This window comes from Gammaproteobacteria bacterium (assembly GCA_013816845.1).
In the GTDB taxonomy this organism is placed as follows: domain Bacteria; phylum Pseudomonadota; class Gammaproteobacteria; order DSM-16500; family DSM-16500; genus Aquicella.
The window spans coordinates 446,684-463,122 of sequence record JACDDU010000003.1 but is presented as its reverse complement, the minus strand read 5'-3'; the positions used below and the strand labels follow the sequence as shown (position 1 = coordinate 463,122).

Genomic DNA, 16,439 nt, shown 5'->3' with positions numbered 1-16,439 from the left:
TGCTTGAGTTATAAATGTTGATTACTCTATTCTTCCTTGAGAGAAAGATGATACCTGTGGGATAAATGTCATTAATAAAAATCATTTTATAGAAAAAAAGGAATAAGCCATTGAAAAATTTTAAAATTTTATTGATGCTGGTCTTTAGCTTCTTCATCGTGGCTTGTTCTAAAGTCACCCAAGATAATTTTGATGATATTAAAAGAAATATGCCGATGAGAGAGGTGATTTCAATACTTGGCGAACCCACCTCAACCGAACAAATTGCTATTGGCGGGTTTGCGGGGACGGCTGCAACCTGGAAAGACAAAAATGTTCAAATTGACATCCAATTTCTCAATGACCGCGTCACGGTTAAAAGCTTTAACCGCACTGATATTTAGTTAGCAAGGGACACGATGTTGTTTTATAAAGAACACCACAGTCAAGCTGAGTAAGCCAAGGACGGTTAAAAAGAGCCCTAATGGATAAGGGGTTTTATAACTAAAATTTGTGATTAATAAACTAATCATCGATGACCCCAACATTTGAATGCAGCCAATCAAAGCAGAACTGCTGCCGTTTAAATGTCGGAATTCCTCCATGGAGCCCGCAATGGCATTAGGAATGACAATGCGCGCACCCAAAACATACACGGCGGCAGGGAGCAAAACTGCTAATAAATAAGCTTGATTACAATAATAAGCGAGCAACATCATCACTCCACCGCTAATTAATAAAATGGTACCGATAAATAATAATGCTTGGATGCTGAGATGATGCGCAAGCTTCGTCACTAAAATGCCACCGACTAGATAACTTCCTGCAATGACAAGCGATGACCAGCCGTATTGTGTTGCAGTTAATCCATACACATTAATAAAGAGTAAAGGACTAATTTGAAAATAAAGAATCAACCCAGAAAAGGCTAACGTGTAACACAATGTACACATGAAGAAAGTTTTACTGAATAAAATTCGATAATAGGAAACTATGACCGCCCGAATTTTTAAGTTGGGTTGTGTCAAACTATTTTTAGTTTCAGGTAAAAATTGCAAAATAATAATAAATACCGCAATAACAAATATCGTAGCAATAAAAAAATTACCACGCCAACCCAATACATCCTGCACATAACCACCTAAAATGGGTGCAAATACCAGCGTTAAAACCAACGCAGATGTTGTATAAGACCACGCTTGTGAAAAATCTGCTCCCTTAAAACAATCGCTCGCAATAGCGCGATTTAGTACGCCACAAGCACCTGCTCCAATTCCTGCGACTAATCTTGATAAAAGTAAAATCATCGGTGATAACGCTAAAGTGCAAATTAGACTTCCGGTTAAAAAAATTCCCAATCCAATTAAAATAATGGTCCTTCGTCCATAGCGATCTGACAAAGGTCCGTAGATCAGTTGAGATAAACTAAAGCCTAATAAATAAAGCGTAAGGGTTAACTGCGTCCGCTTATCAGAAATCATGAAGTAATGACTGATCGCAGGCAGCGAGGGTAAATAGCTATCCAGTACAAATCGTCCCAATGATGAAATTAAACAGATGATAAGAATAATTTTTAAATTCTGTCGGAACATGTTGCTCCTTATAAATAAGAAATCAAACAGAATGCCTAGAACAAATTAATGGATGGTCAATAAAGATTAGCAAGGGCGTTATTATTTTAACGGTCAAAAATATAGAGACTCAATGCGTCATTAATGATAATCACTCTCATTTAGACACGTCAAGCTTATTCAAAAACTTGATCAGGAATGCAGCAAAGTCTGTGCCAACTCAAAAGCTTGCTTGCGGATTTCAGGAACTGCACCACTTTCAAAAACACTGCCCTTACGTAAAGGACCGAGGGTGAAAATAACTTTAGAATCTTTTTGTTCTTTGTTTTGCAGTGCCCCCGTTGAATTAACTGCAAATCCCATATGTAGGGGATCAAGCGTTGCAAAATGCCGAGCAAGTAAATTGGAAATGAGAGGGGTTGTGCGAGTTGATAACAAAGACCGTGGGCCCATGCAATTAACGAGCCAATCAATTGAGAATGATTTAATTTCTTCCGTATGGCGCAACTTGATTTGCGTGCCTTGCGGATCAGATTTTAAAACACGACCACTCAATATAGACAATTGGCCAGTCGACATCATTTGTTTTAATAACGCATCAATTTCGTCATGCACACGATGACGATGGACATTCCAAAGTGGAACCATATGACGCAGAAATCTTTTTTTATCAGTGAGTGTCAGTTTTTGCCAAACATGAGGGACATCATTTCGAAAAGCATGAATGATTTCACGCCAATCCCCGCCTTCGGCTTCATACTCGCGAATCATTTTACGGAGCCATCGAGTTAAGTGATGCAATCGCAATGGAAATTGACTAGGATTCAGGGTGAATTGTGCATTCGCACAAGAATGCGGTAGCGGCAGTAAGCCATGCCGTGATACCGCAATAATTTTGCCGCGGTGTCGGCGTTGATGAAGAGTAAGGACGGTATCAATCATACTGAGCCCCGTTCCCACAATCATGACATTGGCTGTCTCAGGAATATTTTCAACCGCTCGGTATTCCCACGGGTTGTTAATGACTGGCATAGAGGAATCATGTGGAAAAGGAAAATGGCTAGGCGGTAAATTACCTAAGGCCAGAACGACTTGATCGACAGTAAAAGTAGCTCCCGCCTTGGTTTGCAGTAAGATGTGATGACTCATCGTTTTTAAATCAACGACTTCCGCTTCGACACAGTGCAATTTAATGTTTGAATTGGAAGTAAGACTTAATTCTGTTAGTAAATCTTGTAAGTACAATCGGTAAAGCATTCGCGAAACAAATTGATCAGCAAGCGGCGCTTTCAAAGACAAATTTAACTTAGCAGTGTGTGTTGTTAACCAATTTACAAAATGCTGCGACTCAAGCTCATAAATACTCATATCTTTGGCGCGAACATTTAAAAGATGATAAGGAAAAGGCGTAGCGTAGGCAGGACCTGCACCAAAATCACCTGACTTTTCGAATAAAATAACTTCCAGAGATTTTTGTGCTAATTGACTTAACGCAAAAGCAAGAGACGTACCAGAAAAACCGGCCCCAATAATTCCTATGCGTTGAATCTTTTCTATTGTCATTGGATATTTGAAATAAGAATTAACATGGAATTTAAATTAACATGGGTGACGTCGAATTGACACTTTGGAGAGAATCAAACGTTGAGTGAAATGAAAGCAAGTTCTGTTCACAGAAACCCTTGACACAGTGCAAATAAATTCTTCTAATTGGTTACTTATGAATAATTTTCGTGAAGCTTTTCATCATCTTCGCTCCTTCGAAACCAATTTTTGGTTACTCTTAGCTGCTACGTTGATGCATCAAATTGGCAATATGGGTATGATTTTTTTAATGCCTTATCTCAATCAGCATCTGGGATATAGCCTATTTCGTACTTCTTTTGTTTTTGCCACGTTTAGTGGAAGTATGATTTTAGGGGGGCTCTTGAGTGGACGATTGGCATGCTATCGACCAGAGCGTTTACTTCCCATTATTTTATGTTGTACGAGCGGTGTTTTATTTATCTTTCCCTTCGTTAAAAACTTAGCTTGGATCACACTGCTCACAATCATCTGGGGGGCTGCGTTTGGGATTTATCGACCCACGACACAAACGCTATTAGCAGAATTTTCCAAACCTGGCTATCACAAATTAACTTTTTCCATGTATCGGTGGGTTTTAAATTTGGGTATGAGCATTGGTCCTGCAATGGGTGGATTTATCGCTGTTTACTCTTTCAAAGCAATTTACATCACCAATGCAATGACTAATCTGTTTGCAGCGCTCATCCTTTTGGTAGGCTTTGTACCAACTCTAAAGACTGCAATCACCCCCTTACCTGCCAGAAAAAAACTATCCTTAAACACAATTTACCAAGACAAAACACTCATGATATTTTTGCTGGGGCTGGTACCGATTTCCATGATTTTTGCGCAACATGAATCGACGCTTGTTCTTTTTTTAAGCCATGATTTAAATTTTTCTTTAAGTTTTTACGGATTATTATTTACCTTAAACACCCTCATGATTGTAGGTTTTGAATTTTTAATTAACATCATTATGCTCAAATGGACTTATCGCCTATCATTCACGATTGGTGGGCTCTTTATTACGCTCGGATTTTTTTGCTTAGGCTTTGCAGTTACAAAAATGCAAGTTGTGTTGCTAGCGATGAGTTGGACATTGGGCGAAATGATTTTTTTCCCCGCAGTAAGTAGTTATATTGCTGATATTGCACCGAAAGAAAGTCGCGCCAACTATATGGGCATCAACAGTACAGCAGCCAATGTAGGAATGTTATTGGGTCCCTGGGGTGGTGCACTACTGATGGCGCATTTTGGATCAGAAGTATTATGGGCAGCATGTGGGTTGTTCGGACTTTTTTCTTTATACGTTTTTAGCCAGTGCAAAGAGCCGAAAGTGGCTGCTGTTTTGCAACCTCTTGAGCTCAATCGTTCTTAATTAAGGTTTTGGATACTACTTAAAAACGCAAGCTCAGGCGTTCAATCTCAACTCACCGTTGGTTAAAAGACTGGATCTTTCAGAAAATCAAAAAGAGAAAGCTAGAAATAATTGATAAAATTTTTATATTCAGGGGATGAATTCACTGCATCCTCCTTACGCCTATTCGATAACTGGCTTTGAGTAACCCATGCGTTTAATGCTCAGTCGCATCATCTTCAGTGGTAAAAGAGGATCCACAGCCACAGGTAGTTTTGGCATTCGGATTCTGAATAATAAACTGCTCTCCTTCAATGTCTTCTTTATAGTCTATGGTAGCACCCGCCAGATACTGAAGGCTTAAAGGGTCAATAAGCAACTGAACTGACGTTTCTTTCTCTTGCTCTGGCACCGATTGCACCACAACCGCGTCGTCGTCTTCAGGTCGTTCAACAAACGTAAAACCATATTGAAAGCCGGAACATCCACCCCCGGTCACGTAAACTCTTAATTTTAAATTGAAATTCCCTTCTTCACTGATTAGCTCCCAAACTTTTGCAGCAGCATGTGTAGTAAATGTTAATGGCTCAGACATAGCACCCTCCAATGGTGGACTATTATAAATTAAAAGATGGCTATAGTAGTCAATTTTTGTTAGAAAGAAGCACTTTAATAGCAAGGTGGCAAAAAATGCTGTGGGTAAAAGCTTTTCACATCATCTTTATGGTTACATGGTTCAGTGGTTTATTTTATTTGCCCCGTCTATTTGTCTACCATGCCATGGCTACCGACGCGATTAGCATTGCCCGTTTTAAGATGATGGAACGAAAGTTATTTTTTGGAATTATGACCCCGGGGGCTATTCTAACCCTTATTTTTGGCGTTTGGTTGTTAAGTTATAACATGCAGGCTTATATGCATATGCGATGGTTGCACTATAAATTAACCCTGGTCGCTTTACTCATTATTTATCATGGTTATCTGGGCTTTCTTTCGATTCGCTTTAACAAAGATCGCAACCAACATAGTCATCGCTTCTATCGTATTCTAAATGAATTGCCGGTATTTTTGCTGGTAGGCATTGTAATATTGGTAGTAGTGCAACCTTTTAGACCCGTTTAGACTCAACTCATTATAAGTTTTAATTAAAACGCGCGTTCCATGATAATCGTTTTCAGCTTGGGGGCGTTCGACAAAATGATAACGCAACCACTGGGCATCATCTAAATGTAATCGAACGCACCCATGGCTTGTATTGGCATAAGCGACTTCGTTCGCCCCATGCAATGCCTGCCCCCCATTGAAGAACATACAATAGGGCATGGGCGCCCCGCCCGCTTCGGCTAAGGGAAATTTACTCGATATGCAACTTTCATCACCGAGTGAATAGACTCGATAATTCCCCGGTGTTGTTTCACAACTTTTATTGATATCACTACACCAACTGCTGCCTGCACTCGCCAGGCCCCAGCGGATCAATTTTCCCTCCGGTGAATAGGCACCAAATACGTGCTGACTGGGGTCAACTACAATCAATTTTTCTTGAGGAGCTTTGATGTATTGAGGCAACGGTGCATTAGCTGTACCAAAAGGTGACGCATCAATTTCATAAACCACAGCAGAATACGCTACGAGGAAGTGAAAAATTAACCAAACCGTTAGCAGGGCTTGAACTTTCCTCAACAGCTTACGTCCTTTTTAGAACTGGATATCCTATTGTAGCATGCCGAATTGGGGTGAGATGGAGAGCTCACAGTTGAACCGGCGATAAAAAGAATCTCTCACCTTTTCTTTATTTAAATATGCGCACAGTCGGTAGAGGCGAATTGGAAGGCTGGATTTTACCACGCGGCTGTTTTTCTTCTGCTGGCTTTTGAGTAAAGAGGTTGTGATGGCTAACCCTTGCAGATACTTGCCCCGCTTGTAGGGTGTTAACTTTTTGACCTTGCGCACTTACTTTACTTAATACAGGATTTATGATGATTTCATCTTGGTGCGGTAGAATCCCATTTTGCTTAGGTTTAATCATATTAAACAAATTTGAATTTCGAATACTGTCGTAACGTGCCCCCTCTTTAGGTTGGGGCATTTCTTTCGGTGCATTCCTTGATTCAAGCGGTGGAACGCTTTCTGGTTTTAACTTCGGTGTCTGAATTGGCATGCTAGGGATAACTGTTTCTTTAGTTTGTTTGAAATCATTAGTGAAGTTTGCTAAATTTTGCCGAGCGGCTTTGGTTGTAGGGGTTGTTTCATGATTTAATTTTTCTACGCATTGGTTCAAAATTTCATTAGAACGCACGCCAAAATATTGATGGAAACGTTTCATATCATGAATAGTTACTTTGGGGAGCTCTTGGTCCATTGTTTTGGGATCAAAAATATATAACGTATATAAATTTTGTAAAGCGCCTTCATCATGCAACGTGGCCATGGGCTCTTGATCTAATAATTTATCAAGACCATCAAAAAAATCTTTCAAATCAGCAAATAATCTCTCCACTTCTTTTCTAAATTCAGGTGTAATTAATTTTTTAGGAAACCAACTAAGATAATGCGCGGTGCGTTCTGCTTGAGTTTGCGAAGTTAAATTTCTTGCGGATTTCACCATACTTCTTATCGTTGCATCATACACTTCTAGGAAAAGTTGAATAGGGTTAATTTTCGAGAGGGATCCGATGCGACGAAAAAGATCAGGAAACAAAAATTGATAAAATAAAAATAGATTCTTAGCATCATGAATTCTGGTCAGGACAGAAACTTTCGAATCTGAAGGTTGTAATAACATATTAGTTATTTCAACAATCGCTTGTTTCATTAAAGAATCAGTGACTAATCGGGCATGATAAAAAGTATCAATTCCTTTTTTCTTTTTAGTAAGGGGTTCATCATTAAAAAGTGAAACCGTTAAACAATATTGCGAAACGATCCCAAAAATTGCAGCTTTAGTAATATCATTTCTAACCCCTGTTATGCGTTGAACAAGATTTTCTAAAAGCCAGCTCGCGATAAGCACAAAAGATCCTGTACCGAATGTGTAGGCATTGTTTGAATTTAGAATTCGATACCGTTCTTTCGTACTTTTGTTGGCAAGTTTTAATTCGGCGTAATATTGTCCATAAGCTTTAGCAATAAAAAAATTTTTTACCGCGTTACTTCCGGTTAGATAACCCATCATGCCAGCCATGATTAAATTTGTACGGTTGTAAGCAATACTGGTTATGCTAGGCCAAAGTGTTGCAAGTTTGTTCCATAATTTCGATGAAGGATTTATTTCTTTATTATCATCTGCAATTGCTTTACTTAAAATGACCGGATAAGCAAAAGTGTTGCTTAAATACAAACCTGCTTCCATACAAAACGCATATGCAGCAGGAAGAATATTGAGAGCTTTTTCAGGATAAGAATCCTTCCAGGCGGGGGATAGTTCTCGCAACATCGGTTTCAATCCGCCTTCATAGAGTAAGCTTAGTCCCATAAAATATAAAATATTTGCACGAAAAGAAGCGTTTAAAACTTTTTTAGTTTGAGGGGCAAGAGCAATTTTATGAATAATTTTTGGATCAACGAATTTAGAAAATCCATGCCAATATTCTTTGACATCAAAATGACTTAAAACAAAATGTTGTGAAGCTTTAATCGCTGGAACAGTTTTAATTACGTAACGTTTAATAAACGGTGCATACTTTGGTGCAAGGCTTGCATAATCCGTTGCAGTGACTGCAGCATCAAGTGCGGTGACGACAACATAATTGGCAGCGAGGCTTGCACACTCTGTAACATAATTAACAGCATCACTCGCAGAGTGCGCCACATAGTGCACTGCGTTAGAACTTGTTGTTCCAACATATTCCGCTGTCTGTTTCGTGGTGTTAGACACGTACGTTGCGGCTTGCTGTGTTGTCGATGTTGCATAATCCACTACACCGGCGGCGGTTGTTGCAGTATAGGATTTTACGGAAGATATTTTAGCGACTAACCACTGTCCAACTCCAAACACAGGCGTACTCCTTTTTGTTTTTTTTTCTAATTAAGAAGAAACGTGGATATTTTTTGAAGCTAACATAGGAATGTTAAGAAATTCTTAAGAGCTAACGCGGTTAGACCTTTACACCCCACCATTAAGAGGAAAATCGAATTGTTTCGTAGCAAGATCGGTGAATACTTTACTTGCGATGTGGATTGTGCGTTGAATGTCTTCTTCAGTGTGACTTGCAGAGATAAATCCAATTTCAAATGCCGAGGGCGCAAAATAAATTCCTTCGCTCAACATGCCATGAAAAAAGCGTTTAAACAGTTGTAAGTCACAACGTTTTACATCACCTTCTGACTCAATGGTTGCAGATTCAGTGAAAAACAAGCCAAAAGCACCGCCAATGTGACGCGTTTGTAGGGCTACGCCTGCGCGCTTTGCGGTTCTTTCCAGACCTTCGGTAAGGGTGCGCGATTTTGCACTTAAATCATCATAAAATTCGGGCATTTCAAGTAATTCAAGGGTCGCGAGCCCTGCCGCCATGGCCAAAGGATTACCTGATAAAGTGCCCGCTTGATAAACTGGACCTAAGGGAGCAAGGGTGCGCATAATCTCTGCTTTGCCACCGAATGCCGCAGCAGGTAAACCGCCGCCAACAATTTTTCCTAACACGATCAAATCGGGTTGAACGCCGTAGTGAGCGGTTGCACCACCTTTTGCGATACGAAAACCTGTAATCACTTCGTCATAAATGAGTAAGCTCTTGTATTCATCACACAGTTGACGCAAGCCGGCTAAAAAACCATCATTGGGTAAAATCAAATTCATATTAGCCGCGACTGGCTCGAGGATGACGGCGGCAATTTCATTGCCATACCGTGCAAATAAAGCTTTCACTTCATCCAATCGATTAAATTCTGCAACTAAAGTCTCCTGGGCAACAGCATCAGGAATGCCTGCAGAACTTGGAATTCCTAAGGTTAATGCTCCTGAACCCGCAGAAACCAAAAGGGAATCAGCATGGCCGTGATAGCAACCAGCAAATTTAATAATTTTATTTCGTTTAGTAAATCCGCGCGCCACTCGAATCGCCGTCATCGCAGCTTCTGTACCGGAACTTACGAAACGTACCATTTCAATCGTCGGCATCAACTCACAAACTTTTTTGGCAAGCTTAACTTCAATTTCAGTTGAGGCACCAAAGCCTAAGCCCTGCTGTAGTGTTTCTGACACTTTTGCAATGACATGGGGATGAGCATGACCGAGGATAAGCGGTCCCCAAGAGCAGACATAATCTAAAAATTGGCGACCATCAGCATCGGTTAAATAGGCACCCTTACCGCTTTTAAAAAAAATAGGATCGCCTGTGACGCCGTAGAAAGAACGAACCGGGGAATTGACCCCTCCAGGCAAATACTTTTTTGCTTCTGCAAATAATAATTTAGAATTATTCATTCAGCGCTCCTCGTGTGCGCATCAGCGCATAAAAGCATTTTTTTTCGTCTACTTAGAAAAATAAGTTAAAAATTAATGCGGGTGACATTATAATAGACCGCTTATTAGAATTGCGAGAAAAATAATGACTTATAAACGTTTTATGTGTTTATTGTGTGGATATATTTACGACGAATCCAAAGGTTGGCCTCAAGATGGTATTGCTCCAGGAACGAAATGGGAAGATGTTCCACCTGCTTGGCAATGTCCAGAATGTGGCGCCACTAAAGATGATTTTGAAATGATTGAAATTGAATAGACTGAAATCTTCAAATGAGCCTGGGGGCGCATAAGACATAACCAAGGTTCGCTCCCCTTCATCTGACTTCAAAATGAGCGTGTTGCTCAGCATGCCATTTCTCTCTTAAAACTTCTTCGACTTGCGCTTGCGGCGGTCCGCGCTTTAACCAAGTGTGCAATTGGGTGATTTGGCTTTCTTCGCCACAAGCTACAATTTCAACTTTCCCATCTTCCGTATTTTTAACCCAACCCGTTAAATTTAATTTTCTCGCTTCACTCTGGGTCGAAGCACGGAACCAAACGCCTTGGACTTTGCCACTAATTAAAAAATGGATACATTGCTTAGACATGCTTAACCTGGTAATGGATAATAAATCATTTGAACAATGTTCCCTTCAGGATCTGCACAATAAAAACTACGCGTACCATCACGGTGATCCTTCGGCGCTGCTTTCATTTCTACATCGTGCGCACGCAAATAGTCATACCATTGATCCACATCCTCTCTGGTTTTTAGAAAAAAACCCAAGTGGTCTAAATGTTGGGGTTGATTAAAATGATCTGCATCTTTCAAAGTGTGGAGAGCTAAATTATCTGTGCCTGAAGTGAGGTAAACATTCTCAGCATCAGGTTGCCAAGCTAAAGTCATATGCAACAATTCAACATAAAAATATTTGCATGCTGTGATATTGATTACGTTGAGTGCAATGTGGCGCATGCCGAGGTGAGCATTAGGTTTTTTCATCAGCTTAAGGACTCTAATTGTTGACGCATGGCGGTAATAACTTCTTGATAATTGGGTTGATTAAAAATTGCAGAACCTGCAATAAACATTTCAGCACCTGCTTCTCCGATCGATGCAATGTTTTCAACCGTGACCCCTCCATCGACTGCAAGTGTAATTTCTCTTCCTACTGCATCAATTTTGGCTCTTAATTTTTTGATTTTATCGTAGATAATGGGGATAAAACGTTGTCCACCAAACCCAGGATTAACAGACATTATCAATATCAAATCTATTTTATCTAAAACGTAGTCAAGACACTCTAATGACGTCGCTGGATTTAATGCAAGACCAGCCTTTAAACCATGTCTTTGAATGAGCGTGAGACTACGATCAACATGGTAAGAACAATCAGGATGAAAAGTAATTTGCGATGCACCCGCTGCTGCAAAATCAGTGATGAGGCAATCTACAGGATTCGTCATCAAATGCACGTCAATGGGCGCTGTTATCCCAAATTTACGCAATGCCTCACAAACCAAAGGCCCGACTGTCAAGTTCGGGACATAATGATTATCCATTACATCCAAATGCAACATATCTGCCCCTGCGGCAAGAACCGCATTGGCCTCTTCACCCAATTTAGCAAAATCTGCGGACAGTAGAGATGGAGCAATTATAAATTTACGCATAAATCATCCACTTCTTTCATACTCCAACATGGTAACGTAGAGGACAAAGGGTGTCACGTGTCGGTATGGAAGACGCGGTTTATTTATTTAGTGAGCTGTTGAATGAGATTTCATCAAAACTGAGATTTCCTGCGCTTAGCTTGCAAGTTGTCATCATGTTACGAACGCATATCGATGAACAACTTGCAATCCAAACCGAGTTTTAAAGCAGGTTTTAATTAACTTCCTTGCACGCCACTACCGCATGACTACCGGTTAGCAATCGTACTTTTACATTGCCTTCTTCATTATGAAGATTGCGTAAGCTCCAAGTATAAGGACCGTTGTAACCATCCCTTAGTAAACCTGTCATGTTACCTACGAAATTTTTTCCAGGATAAAGTAATGCTTTGGCACCATTGCTAGAAAAATTGCAATAGAAGCTTACCTTCCCAGATTTACCCGTTCTAAAATAAGAAGCAATGCCATTATCTTTATCAATATAGTATTGTTGACCTTGCGCTAAATCACCTGCTTGACCGCGAAGATTACTTGCATAAATAGAAGACGATAAAGTTAAAATAGCTAAAATCCCTAAAGTAATAATTTTTATTTCCCGCATTGTGCCTTTCCTCTTATTAATTAAAATTTCACCACACCTTCTGCGCTTCCAAGCAACACGATGTCTGCCACTCGTCGTGCAAATACACCACTTTCAACTACACCAACTATCTCTTTAATATTTATTTCGACTTGCTTAGGATTAAGCAATTTCAGATTATAGAGATCTAAAATGATATTGCCATTATCAGTTACAAAGCCTTCACGATAAACAGGGTCTCCGCCCAGTTTGACGAGTTGCCTTGCAACATAACTTCTTGCCACGGCCAGGACTTCTACTGCAATAGGGAATTGACCAAGCATTTCAACTTTTTTACTCACATCAGCAATGCAAATAAATTGTTTGGCACACGTGGCAATAATTTTTTCCCGGGTCATTGCGCCACCGCCGCCCTTAATCATTTGTTTCGCGCTATTCACTTCATCGGCACCATCGACATAAAGAAATAGCTCATCCAAAGCGTTTAAATCATACAAAGGAATATGAGCAGCTTTAAGCTTATTGGCAGTCGCAATTGAACTTGCAACAGCACCTTCAATTTTATGCTTTATCGTCTTCAAGGCTTCGATAAAAAAATCAACGGTACTTCCCGTGCCAACGCCAACTACGGTGTCTTCTTTGACCCATTCTAAAGCCGCGTAGGCTGCGGCTTTTTTGCCTGCATTTTGGTCCATAACCTGTCCTTAACACCCATAAAATTTATAGAATATAACTCGTTAAATCTTCATCCTGAATAAGATCATGTAACCGACCATCCACATAGAGTGCGTCGATATTTATTTCTTGATCCTTCATATCAGAAGCATGATAAGAAATTTCTTCTAACAAACGTTCAAGCACGGTATGTAACCGACGTGCACCAATATTTTCTAAGCGCTCATTCACTTGCCAAGCAATTTCTGCGATTCGTCTAACACCGTCAAGGGTGAAATTAATTTTCACACCTTCCGTCCCCAATAGAGCAGTATATTGCTCGGTAAGTGACGCTTCAGGTTCAGTTAAAATACGAACAAAATCATCTGTACTTAAGGATTTTAATTCAACCCGGATGGGTAAGCGACCTTGCAGCTCAGGAATTAAATCCGAAGGTTTAGCAAAATGAAAAGCACCGGAGGCTATAAATAAAATATGATCGGTGCGCACCATGCCATATTTGGTTGAGATGGTTGAGCCTTCAATAAGGGGTAATAAATCGCGCTGCACGCCTTCGCGTGAAACATCGGCACCTGCATATTCTGATCGTTTTGCAATTTTATCGATTTCATCAATAAAGACGATGCCACTTTGTTCAACACTCTCAATAGCATGGGCTTTAATTTCGTCATCATCGACAAGTTTGGTTGCCTCTTCTTCGCGCAAATGTTTTCTTGCATCAGCAACTTTTAACTTACGTAATTTTTTTCGTTCAGAACCTAAATTTTGAAACATGCTTTGTAATTGACTCGTCATTTCCTCCATGCCGGGTGGCGACATGATTTCAACGCCAAAAGGCGTCATTGAAAGTTCTAATTCAATTTCTTTATCATCCAGCAATCCATCACGTAACTTTTGACGAAAAAGAGATCGCGTTGAAGAATCTTCTTTTAAAGGATCATGCGGCTCACCCACAAAACTACCGCGAGGTGGCGGAAGCAAAGCATTTAAAATACGATCTTCTGCAGCTTCCTCCGCTAAAGCGCGGACCTTAGCCATTTCTTTTTCGCGGATCATTTTAATAGCCATATCAACCAAATCGCGGATTATGGATTCAACATCTCGCCCCACATAACCTACTTCGGTAAATTTAGTTGCTTCAACTTTAATAAAAGGGGCATCGGCTAACTTTGCTAAACGTCGGGCAATTTCTGTTTTACCGACGCCTGTAGGGCCAATCATTAAAATATTTTTAGGCATGATTTCATCCCGTAAAGGTGATGATAATTGCATACGGCGCCAGCGATTACGCAGAGCAACAGCCACAGCACGTTTTGCATCAGCTTGACCAATAATATGTTTATCTAATTCAATAACAATATCACCAGGGGTTGGTGTAGTTGGAATCATCGTAGCCATTATTATTTACTCATCTTTTGTTATTTGTTTGTGGATGCATCCAAAGCTTCGATTGTAAAATTGAGGTTGGTATAAATGCAGACTTCTGCAGCAATAGTCAGTGACTTTTCAGTGATCGATCGAGCATCTAAATCTGTATTTTCTATCAGCGCTAAAGCCGCAGATTTTGCATAGGGTCCGCCCGAACCAATTGCAATAAGTGAATTTTCTGGCTCAATGACGTCACCATTACCCGTTATGATTAATGATGCTTTGGCATCAGCAACGACTAACATCGCTTCCAGACGTCTCAACATCCTATCCGTTCGCCAATCTTTGGCTAATTCTACAGCCGAGCGCACGAGGTTACCCTGGTGCGTTTCAAGCTTCGCCTCAAAACGTTCAAATAACGTAAATGCATCTGCGGTCCCGCCTGCAAAACCTGCTAAAATTTTATTATTATAGAGTCGACGTACTTTCCTAGCATTTGATTTCATCACGGTGTGGCCAAGCGTAACTTGTCCATCGCCGCCGACAACCACAACACCATTACGGCGGACAGAAATAATTGTGGTACCGTGTAAATTGTTCAAAATAAAACTCCTGTGACGAAAGAAAAAACCATCAAATGAATAACTGCTATATAAGGGTGAAAGCCTGACTTTACAAGCTTCAGGTCAGGCATATAATTAAATCCTTTTTTATGGAGTGTCAACGTATGCGCCCTTCAGGTCGAGATAATCACCAACTACGTAATGTGACCATTACGCGCAACTTTACTCAATATGCTGAAGGAGCAGTCCTTATTCAATGTGGTAAGACGAAAGTAATTTGTACAGCTAGTTTATCCTCGGGAGTTCCACCTTTTTTAAAAGATACAGGTTCGGGTTGGGTTACGGCTGAATATGGCATGCTTCCTCGTTCAACCCATTCTCGAATGAATCGAGAAGCAGTGAAGGGTAAGCAAAGTGGTCGAACCCAAGAAATCCAACGGTTAATTGGTCGCTCGCTACGCGCTGCAGTGAATTTACAAGCAATGGGTGAACATACCATTGCTATCGATTGCGACGTCATCCAAGCAGATGGTGGAACCCGTACCGCAGCAATTACAGGCGGTTGCGTAGCACTTTATGATGCACTCCTTGTCTTAGTCCAGGAAAAAAATTTAGTTGCATCCCCCTTTAAACAATTTGTCGCAGCGATCTCTGCAGGCATTTATCAAGGTGAATTAGTTTTAGATTTGGATTATGCAGAAGATTCAAATGCCGAAACTGACATGAATGTTGTGATGACAGAGCATCAAGGGATCATTGAAATTCAAGGCACAGCTGAGAAAAATACTTTTACGCGAAAAGAATTAGATCAATTATTGAATCTTGCCGGTGATGGTATTCAATCTTTAGTACAAATACAAAAAGAAAATGCAAGAAAGGTTTAAATGCAAATAGCCTGGGCAAAGCGGATTGTGCTCTACTCAGGCTATTAATCTTAGGATCTATTCGGGCGTTGATCTTTCGCATTGCTTGGCGTATTAGGCTCAATCTCAGGTGTTTCTTTACTGGGCGCTGCAAATAAGCCATGTCTTGAACTGGCAATAGAAACAGTAGCAGGCCGTTGAGCAGCTAAAACTTTAGCTTGTTGCCATCTTTGAATTTGCTCTTTAGCTTCTTCCGGCGTGACCAGTGGGGAAGGACGAACGGTATTTTGAAGGGTGTCTTGAATCGCGAGCTCTAACTTTGTTTTAAAGTAATCATTGAAGTTTCGGAAATACATTTCCTCTTTTTTAATGTCTGTCGCCGACTTCTTCACCCCAACATTATTTTCCATAATGTTTTCTTCATGACTATTTGACATGGCCGTTTTCCTCATCCTTCAATGATATTTCTCCATCACCAAATTTCTCCCAAAGAAAATCGGCAATCGTTTCCCTGACAATCTTTGTCGCTGGGCGTCCTAGCAAATCGTTATACCAAAACTGGTAGGGTTCTTTGGCGGTATCAACTTTAATGAGAGAGCGTTGATCGCCCAATTCGTACAAAACAAAATGGTCAACAGTTGCAAAATCTGGATCGTTAGACGCTTTCTCAAATAACGCCTGCAAAACCTCTTTTAACCCTTCCGGGCCATTTGCAATAATATAATCTTCTGTTAAGTTGCTGCTCTGCATAGAATTTTCACCCAAGCTACCCATAACTTCCATTGTAGTGCTTAAGT

The 16,439-nt window shown here is 40.3% G+C and carries 21 protein-coding genes; 6 read left to right on the top strand and 15 right to left on the bottom strand.

The features are described 5' to 3' along the window. Positions 1-134 precede the first annotated feature (134 nt). Complete coding sequence (locus tag H0W64_08155) at positions 135-383, top strand: hypothetical protein (protein MBA3661684.1); 249 nt, start codon at positions 135-137, stop codon at positions 381-383. Here H0W64_08155 and H0W64_08150 read toward each other — a convergent pair whose 3' ends face one another. Further along, positions 384-1,571 (bottom strand): multidrug effflux MFS transporter, encoded by a 1,188-nt coding sequence (locus H0W64_08150; protein ID MBA3661683.1) that lies wholly within the window; start codon positions 1,569-1,571, stop codon positions 384-386. It abuts the gene before it with no gap. Positions 1,572-1,742: 171 nt separating this feature from the next. Further along, complete coding sequence (locus H0W64_08145; protein ID MBA3661682.1) at positions 1,743-3,113, bottom strand: FAD-dependent oxidoreductase; 1,371 nt, start codon at positions 3,111-3,113, stop codon at positions 1,743-1,745. A gap of 157 nt (positions 3,114-3,270) precedes the next feature. On the opposite strand from H0W64_08145, the gene H0W64_08140 reads away from it, so the two are divergent. Then, positions 3,271-4,494 (top strand): MFS transporter, encoded by a 1,224-nt coding sequence (locus H0W64_08140; protein ID MBA3661681.1) that lies wholly within the window; start codon positions 3,271-3,273, stop codon positions 4,492-4,494. A 196-nt stretch (positions 4,495-4,690) separates the two neighbouring features. On the opposite strand, the gene erpA is transcribed toward H0W64_08140, so the two are convergent. Further along, a complete protein-coding gene (gene erpA / locus H0W64_08135) occupies positions 4,691-5,068 on the bottom strand; it encodes an iron-sulfur cluster insertion protein ErpA (protein MBA3661680.1) in 378 nt (125 codons plus the stop codon). A gap of 95 nt (positions 5,069-5,163) precedes the next feature. Here erpA and hemJ point away from each other — a divergent pair, with 95 nt between their 5' ends. Continuing rightward, entirely contained in the window at positions 5,164-5,595 is a 432-nt protein-coding gene (hemJ, locus tag H0W64_08130) for a protoporphyrinogen oxidase HemJ (protein ID MBA3661679.1), read from the top strand. Here hemJ and H0W64_08125 read toward each other — a convergent pair. The 3 genes from H0W64_08125 to hemL form a co-directional block, all read right to left on the bottom strand. Next, positions 5,521-6,156: a L,D-transpeptidase gene (locus H0W64_08125; GenBank protein ID MBA3661678.1), complete on the bottom strand. Its 636-nt coding sequence runs from the start codon at positions 6,154-6,156 to the stop codon at positions 5,521-5,523. The genes hemJ and H0W64_08125 overlap by 75 nt on opposite strands. A gap of 109 nt (positions 6,157-6,265) precedes the next feature. Next, positions 6,266-8,470: a hypothetical protein gene (locus H0W64_08120; GenBank protein ID MBA3661677.1), complete on the bottom strand. Its 2,205-nt coding sequence runs from the start codon at positions 8,468-8,470 to the stop codon at positions 6,266-6,268. A gap of 108 nt (positions 8,471-8,578) precedes the next feature. Next, entirely contained in the window at positions 8,579-9,898 is a 1,320-nt protein-coding gene (gene hemL, locus H0W64_08115; GenBank protein ID MBA3661676.1) for a glutamate-1-semialdehyde 2,1-aminomutase, read from the bottom strand. Positions 9,899-10,019: 121 nt separating this feature from the next. Between hemL and H0W64_08110 the strand changes: the two genes are divergently transcribed. Further along, on the top strand, positions 10,020-10,196 hold the full coding sequence (locus tag H0W64_08110; GenBank protein MBA3661675.1) for a rubredoxin: 177 nt from the start codon (positions 10,020-10,022) through the stop codon (positions 10,194-10,196). 58 nt (positions 10,197-10,254) lie between these two features. Here the strand turns inward: H0W64_08110 and H0W64_08105 are convergent, their stop codons facing one another. Genes H0W64_08105 through rpe form a run of 3 tightly spaced genes read right to left on the bottom strand, consistent with a single transcriptional unit; the run spans position 10,255 to position 11,593 of the window. Then, positions 10,255-10,527 carry an acylphosphatase gene (locus H0W64_08105; protein ID MBA3661674.1) on the bottom strand — a complete coding sequence of 91 codons (273 nt, stop codon included), beginning with the start codon at positions 10,525-10,527 and terminating at the stop codon, positions 10,255-10,257. Between the two features lie 2 nt (positions 10,528-10,529). Then, positions 10,530-10,922, bottom strand: coding sequence for a VOC family protein (locus tag H0W64_08100; protein ID MBA3661673.1), 393 nt, complete (start codon positions 10,920-10,922; stop codon positions 10,530-10,532). Continuing rightward, positions 10,922-11,593, bottom strand: coding sequence for a ribulose-phosphate 3-epimerase (rpe, locus tag H0W64_08095; protein MBA3661672.1), 672 nt, complete (start codon positions 11,591-11,593; stop codon positions 10,922-10,924). The genes H0W64_08100 and rpe overlap by 1 nt, the downstream gene beginning before the upstream one ends. A gap of 50 nt (positions 11,594-11,643) precedes the next feature. On the opposite strand from rpe, the gene H0W64_08090 reads away from it, so the two are divergent. After that, on the top strand, positions 11,644-11,799 hold the full coding sequence (locus H0W64_08090) for a hypothetical protein (protein MBA3661671.1): 156 nt from the start codon (positions 11,644-11,646) through the stop codon (positions 11,797-11,799). Positions 11,800-11,807: 8 nt separating this feature from the next. On the opposite strand, the gene H0W64_08085 is transcribed toward H0W64_08090, so the two are convergent. Genes H0W64_08085 through hslV form a run of 4 tightly spaced genes read right to left on the bottom strand, consistent with a single transcriptional unit; the run spans position 11,808 to position 14,818 of the window. Continuing rightward, a complete protein-coding gene (locus tag H0W64_08085) occupies positions 11,808-12,194 on the bottom strand; it encodes a hypothetical protein (protein MBA3661670.1) in 387 nt (128 codons plus the stop codon). A 20-nt stretch (positions 12,195-12,214) separates the two neighbouring features. Further along, complete coding sequence (rpiA, locus tag H0W64_08080; protein ID MBA3661669.1) at positions 12,215-12,868, bottom strand: ribose-5-phosphate isomerase RpiA; 654 nt, start codon at positions 12,866-12,868, stop codon at positions 12,215-12,217. A gap of 25 nt (positions 12,869-12,893) precedes the next feature. Continuing rightward, on the bottom strand, positions 12,894-14,237 hold the full coding sequence (gene hslU, locus H0W64_08075) for an ATP-dependent protease ATPase subunit HslU (protein MBA3661668.1): 1,344 nt from the start codon (positions 14,235-14,237) through the stop codon (positions 12,894-12,896). Positions 14,238-14,266: 29 nt separating this feature from the next. Continuing rightward, positions 14,267-14,818: an ATP-dependent protease subunit HslV gene (gene hslV / locus H0W64_08070; GenBank protein ID MBA3661667.1), complete on the bottom strand. Its 552-nt coding sequence runs from the start codon at positions 14,816-14,818 to the stop codon at positions 14,267-14,269. 125 nt (positions 14,819-14,943) lie between these two features. Between hslV and rph the strand changes: the two genes are divergently transcribed. Beyond that, positions 14,944-15,663, top strand: a complete 720-nt coding sequence (gene rph / locus H0W64_08065) for a ribonuclease PH (protein ID MBA3661666.1) — start codon at positions 14,944-14,946, stop codon at positions 15,661-15,663. A gap of 50 nt (positions 15,664-15,713) precedes the next feature. Here the strand turns inward: rph and H0W64_08060 are convergent, their stop codons facing one another. Continuing rightward, complete coding sequence (locus H0W64_08060) at positions 15,714-16,079, bottom strand: hypothetical protein (protein ID MBA3661665.1); 366 nt, start codon at positions 16,077-16,079, stop codon at positions 15,714-15,716. Next, positions 16,069-16,416, bottom strand: a complete 348-nt coding sequence (locus H0W64_08055) for a hypothetical protein (protein ID MBA3661664.1) — start codon at positions 16,414-16,416, stop codon at positions 16,069-16,071. Before H0W64_08055 ends, H0W64_08060 begins: the two co-directional genes overlap by 11 nt. Positions 16,417-16,439 lie beyond the last annotated feature (23 nt).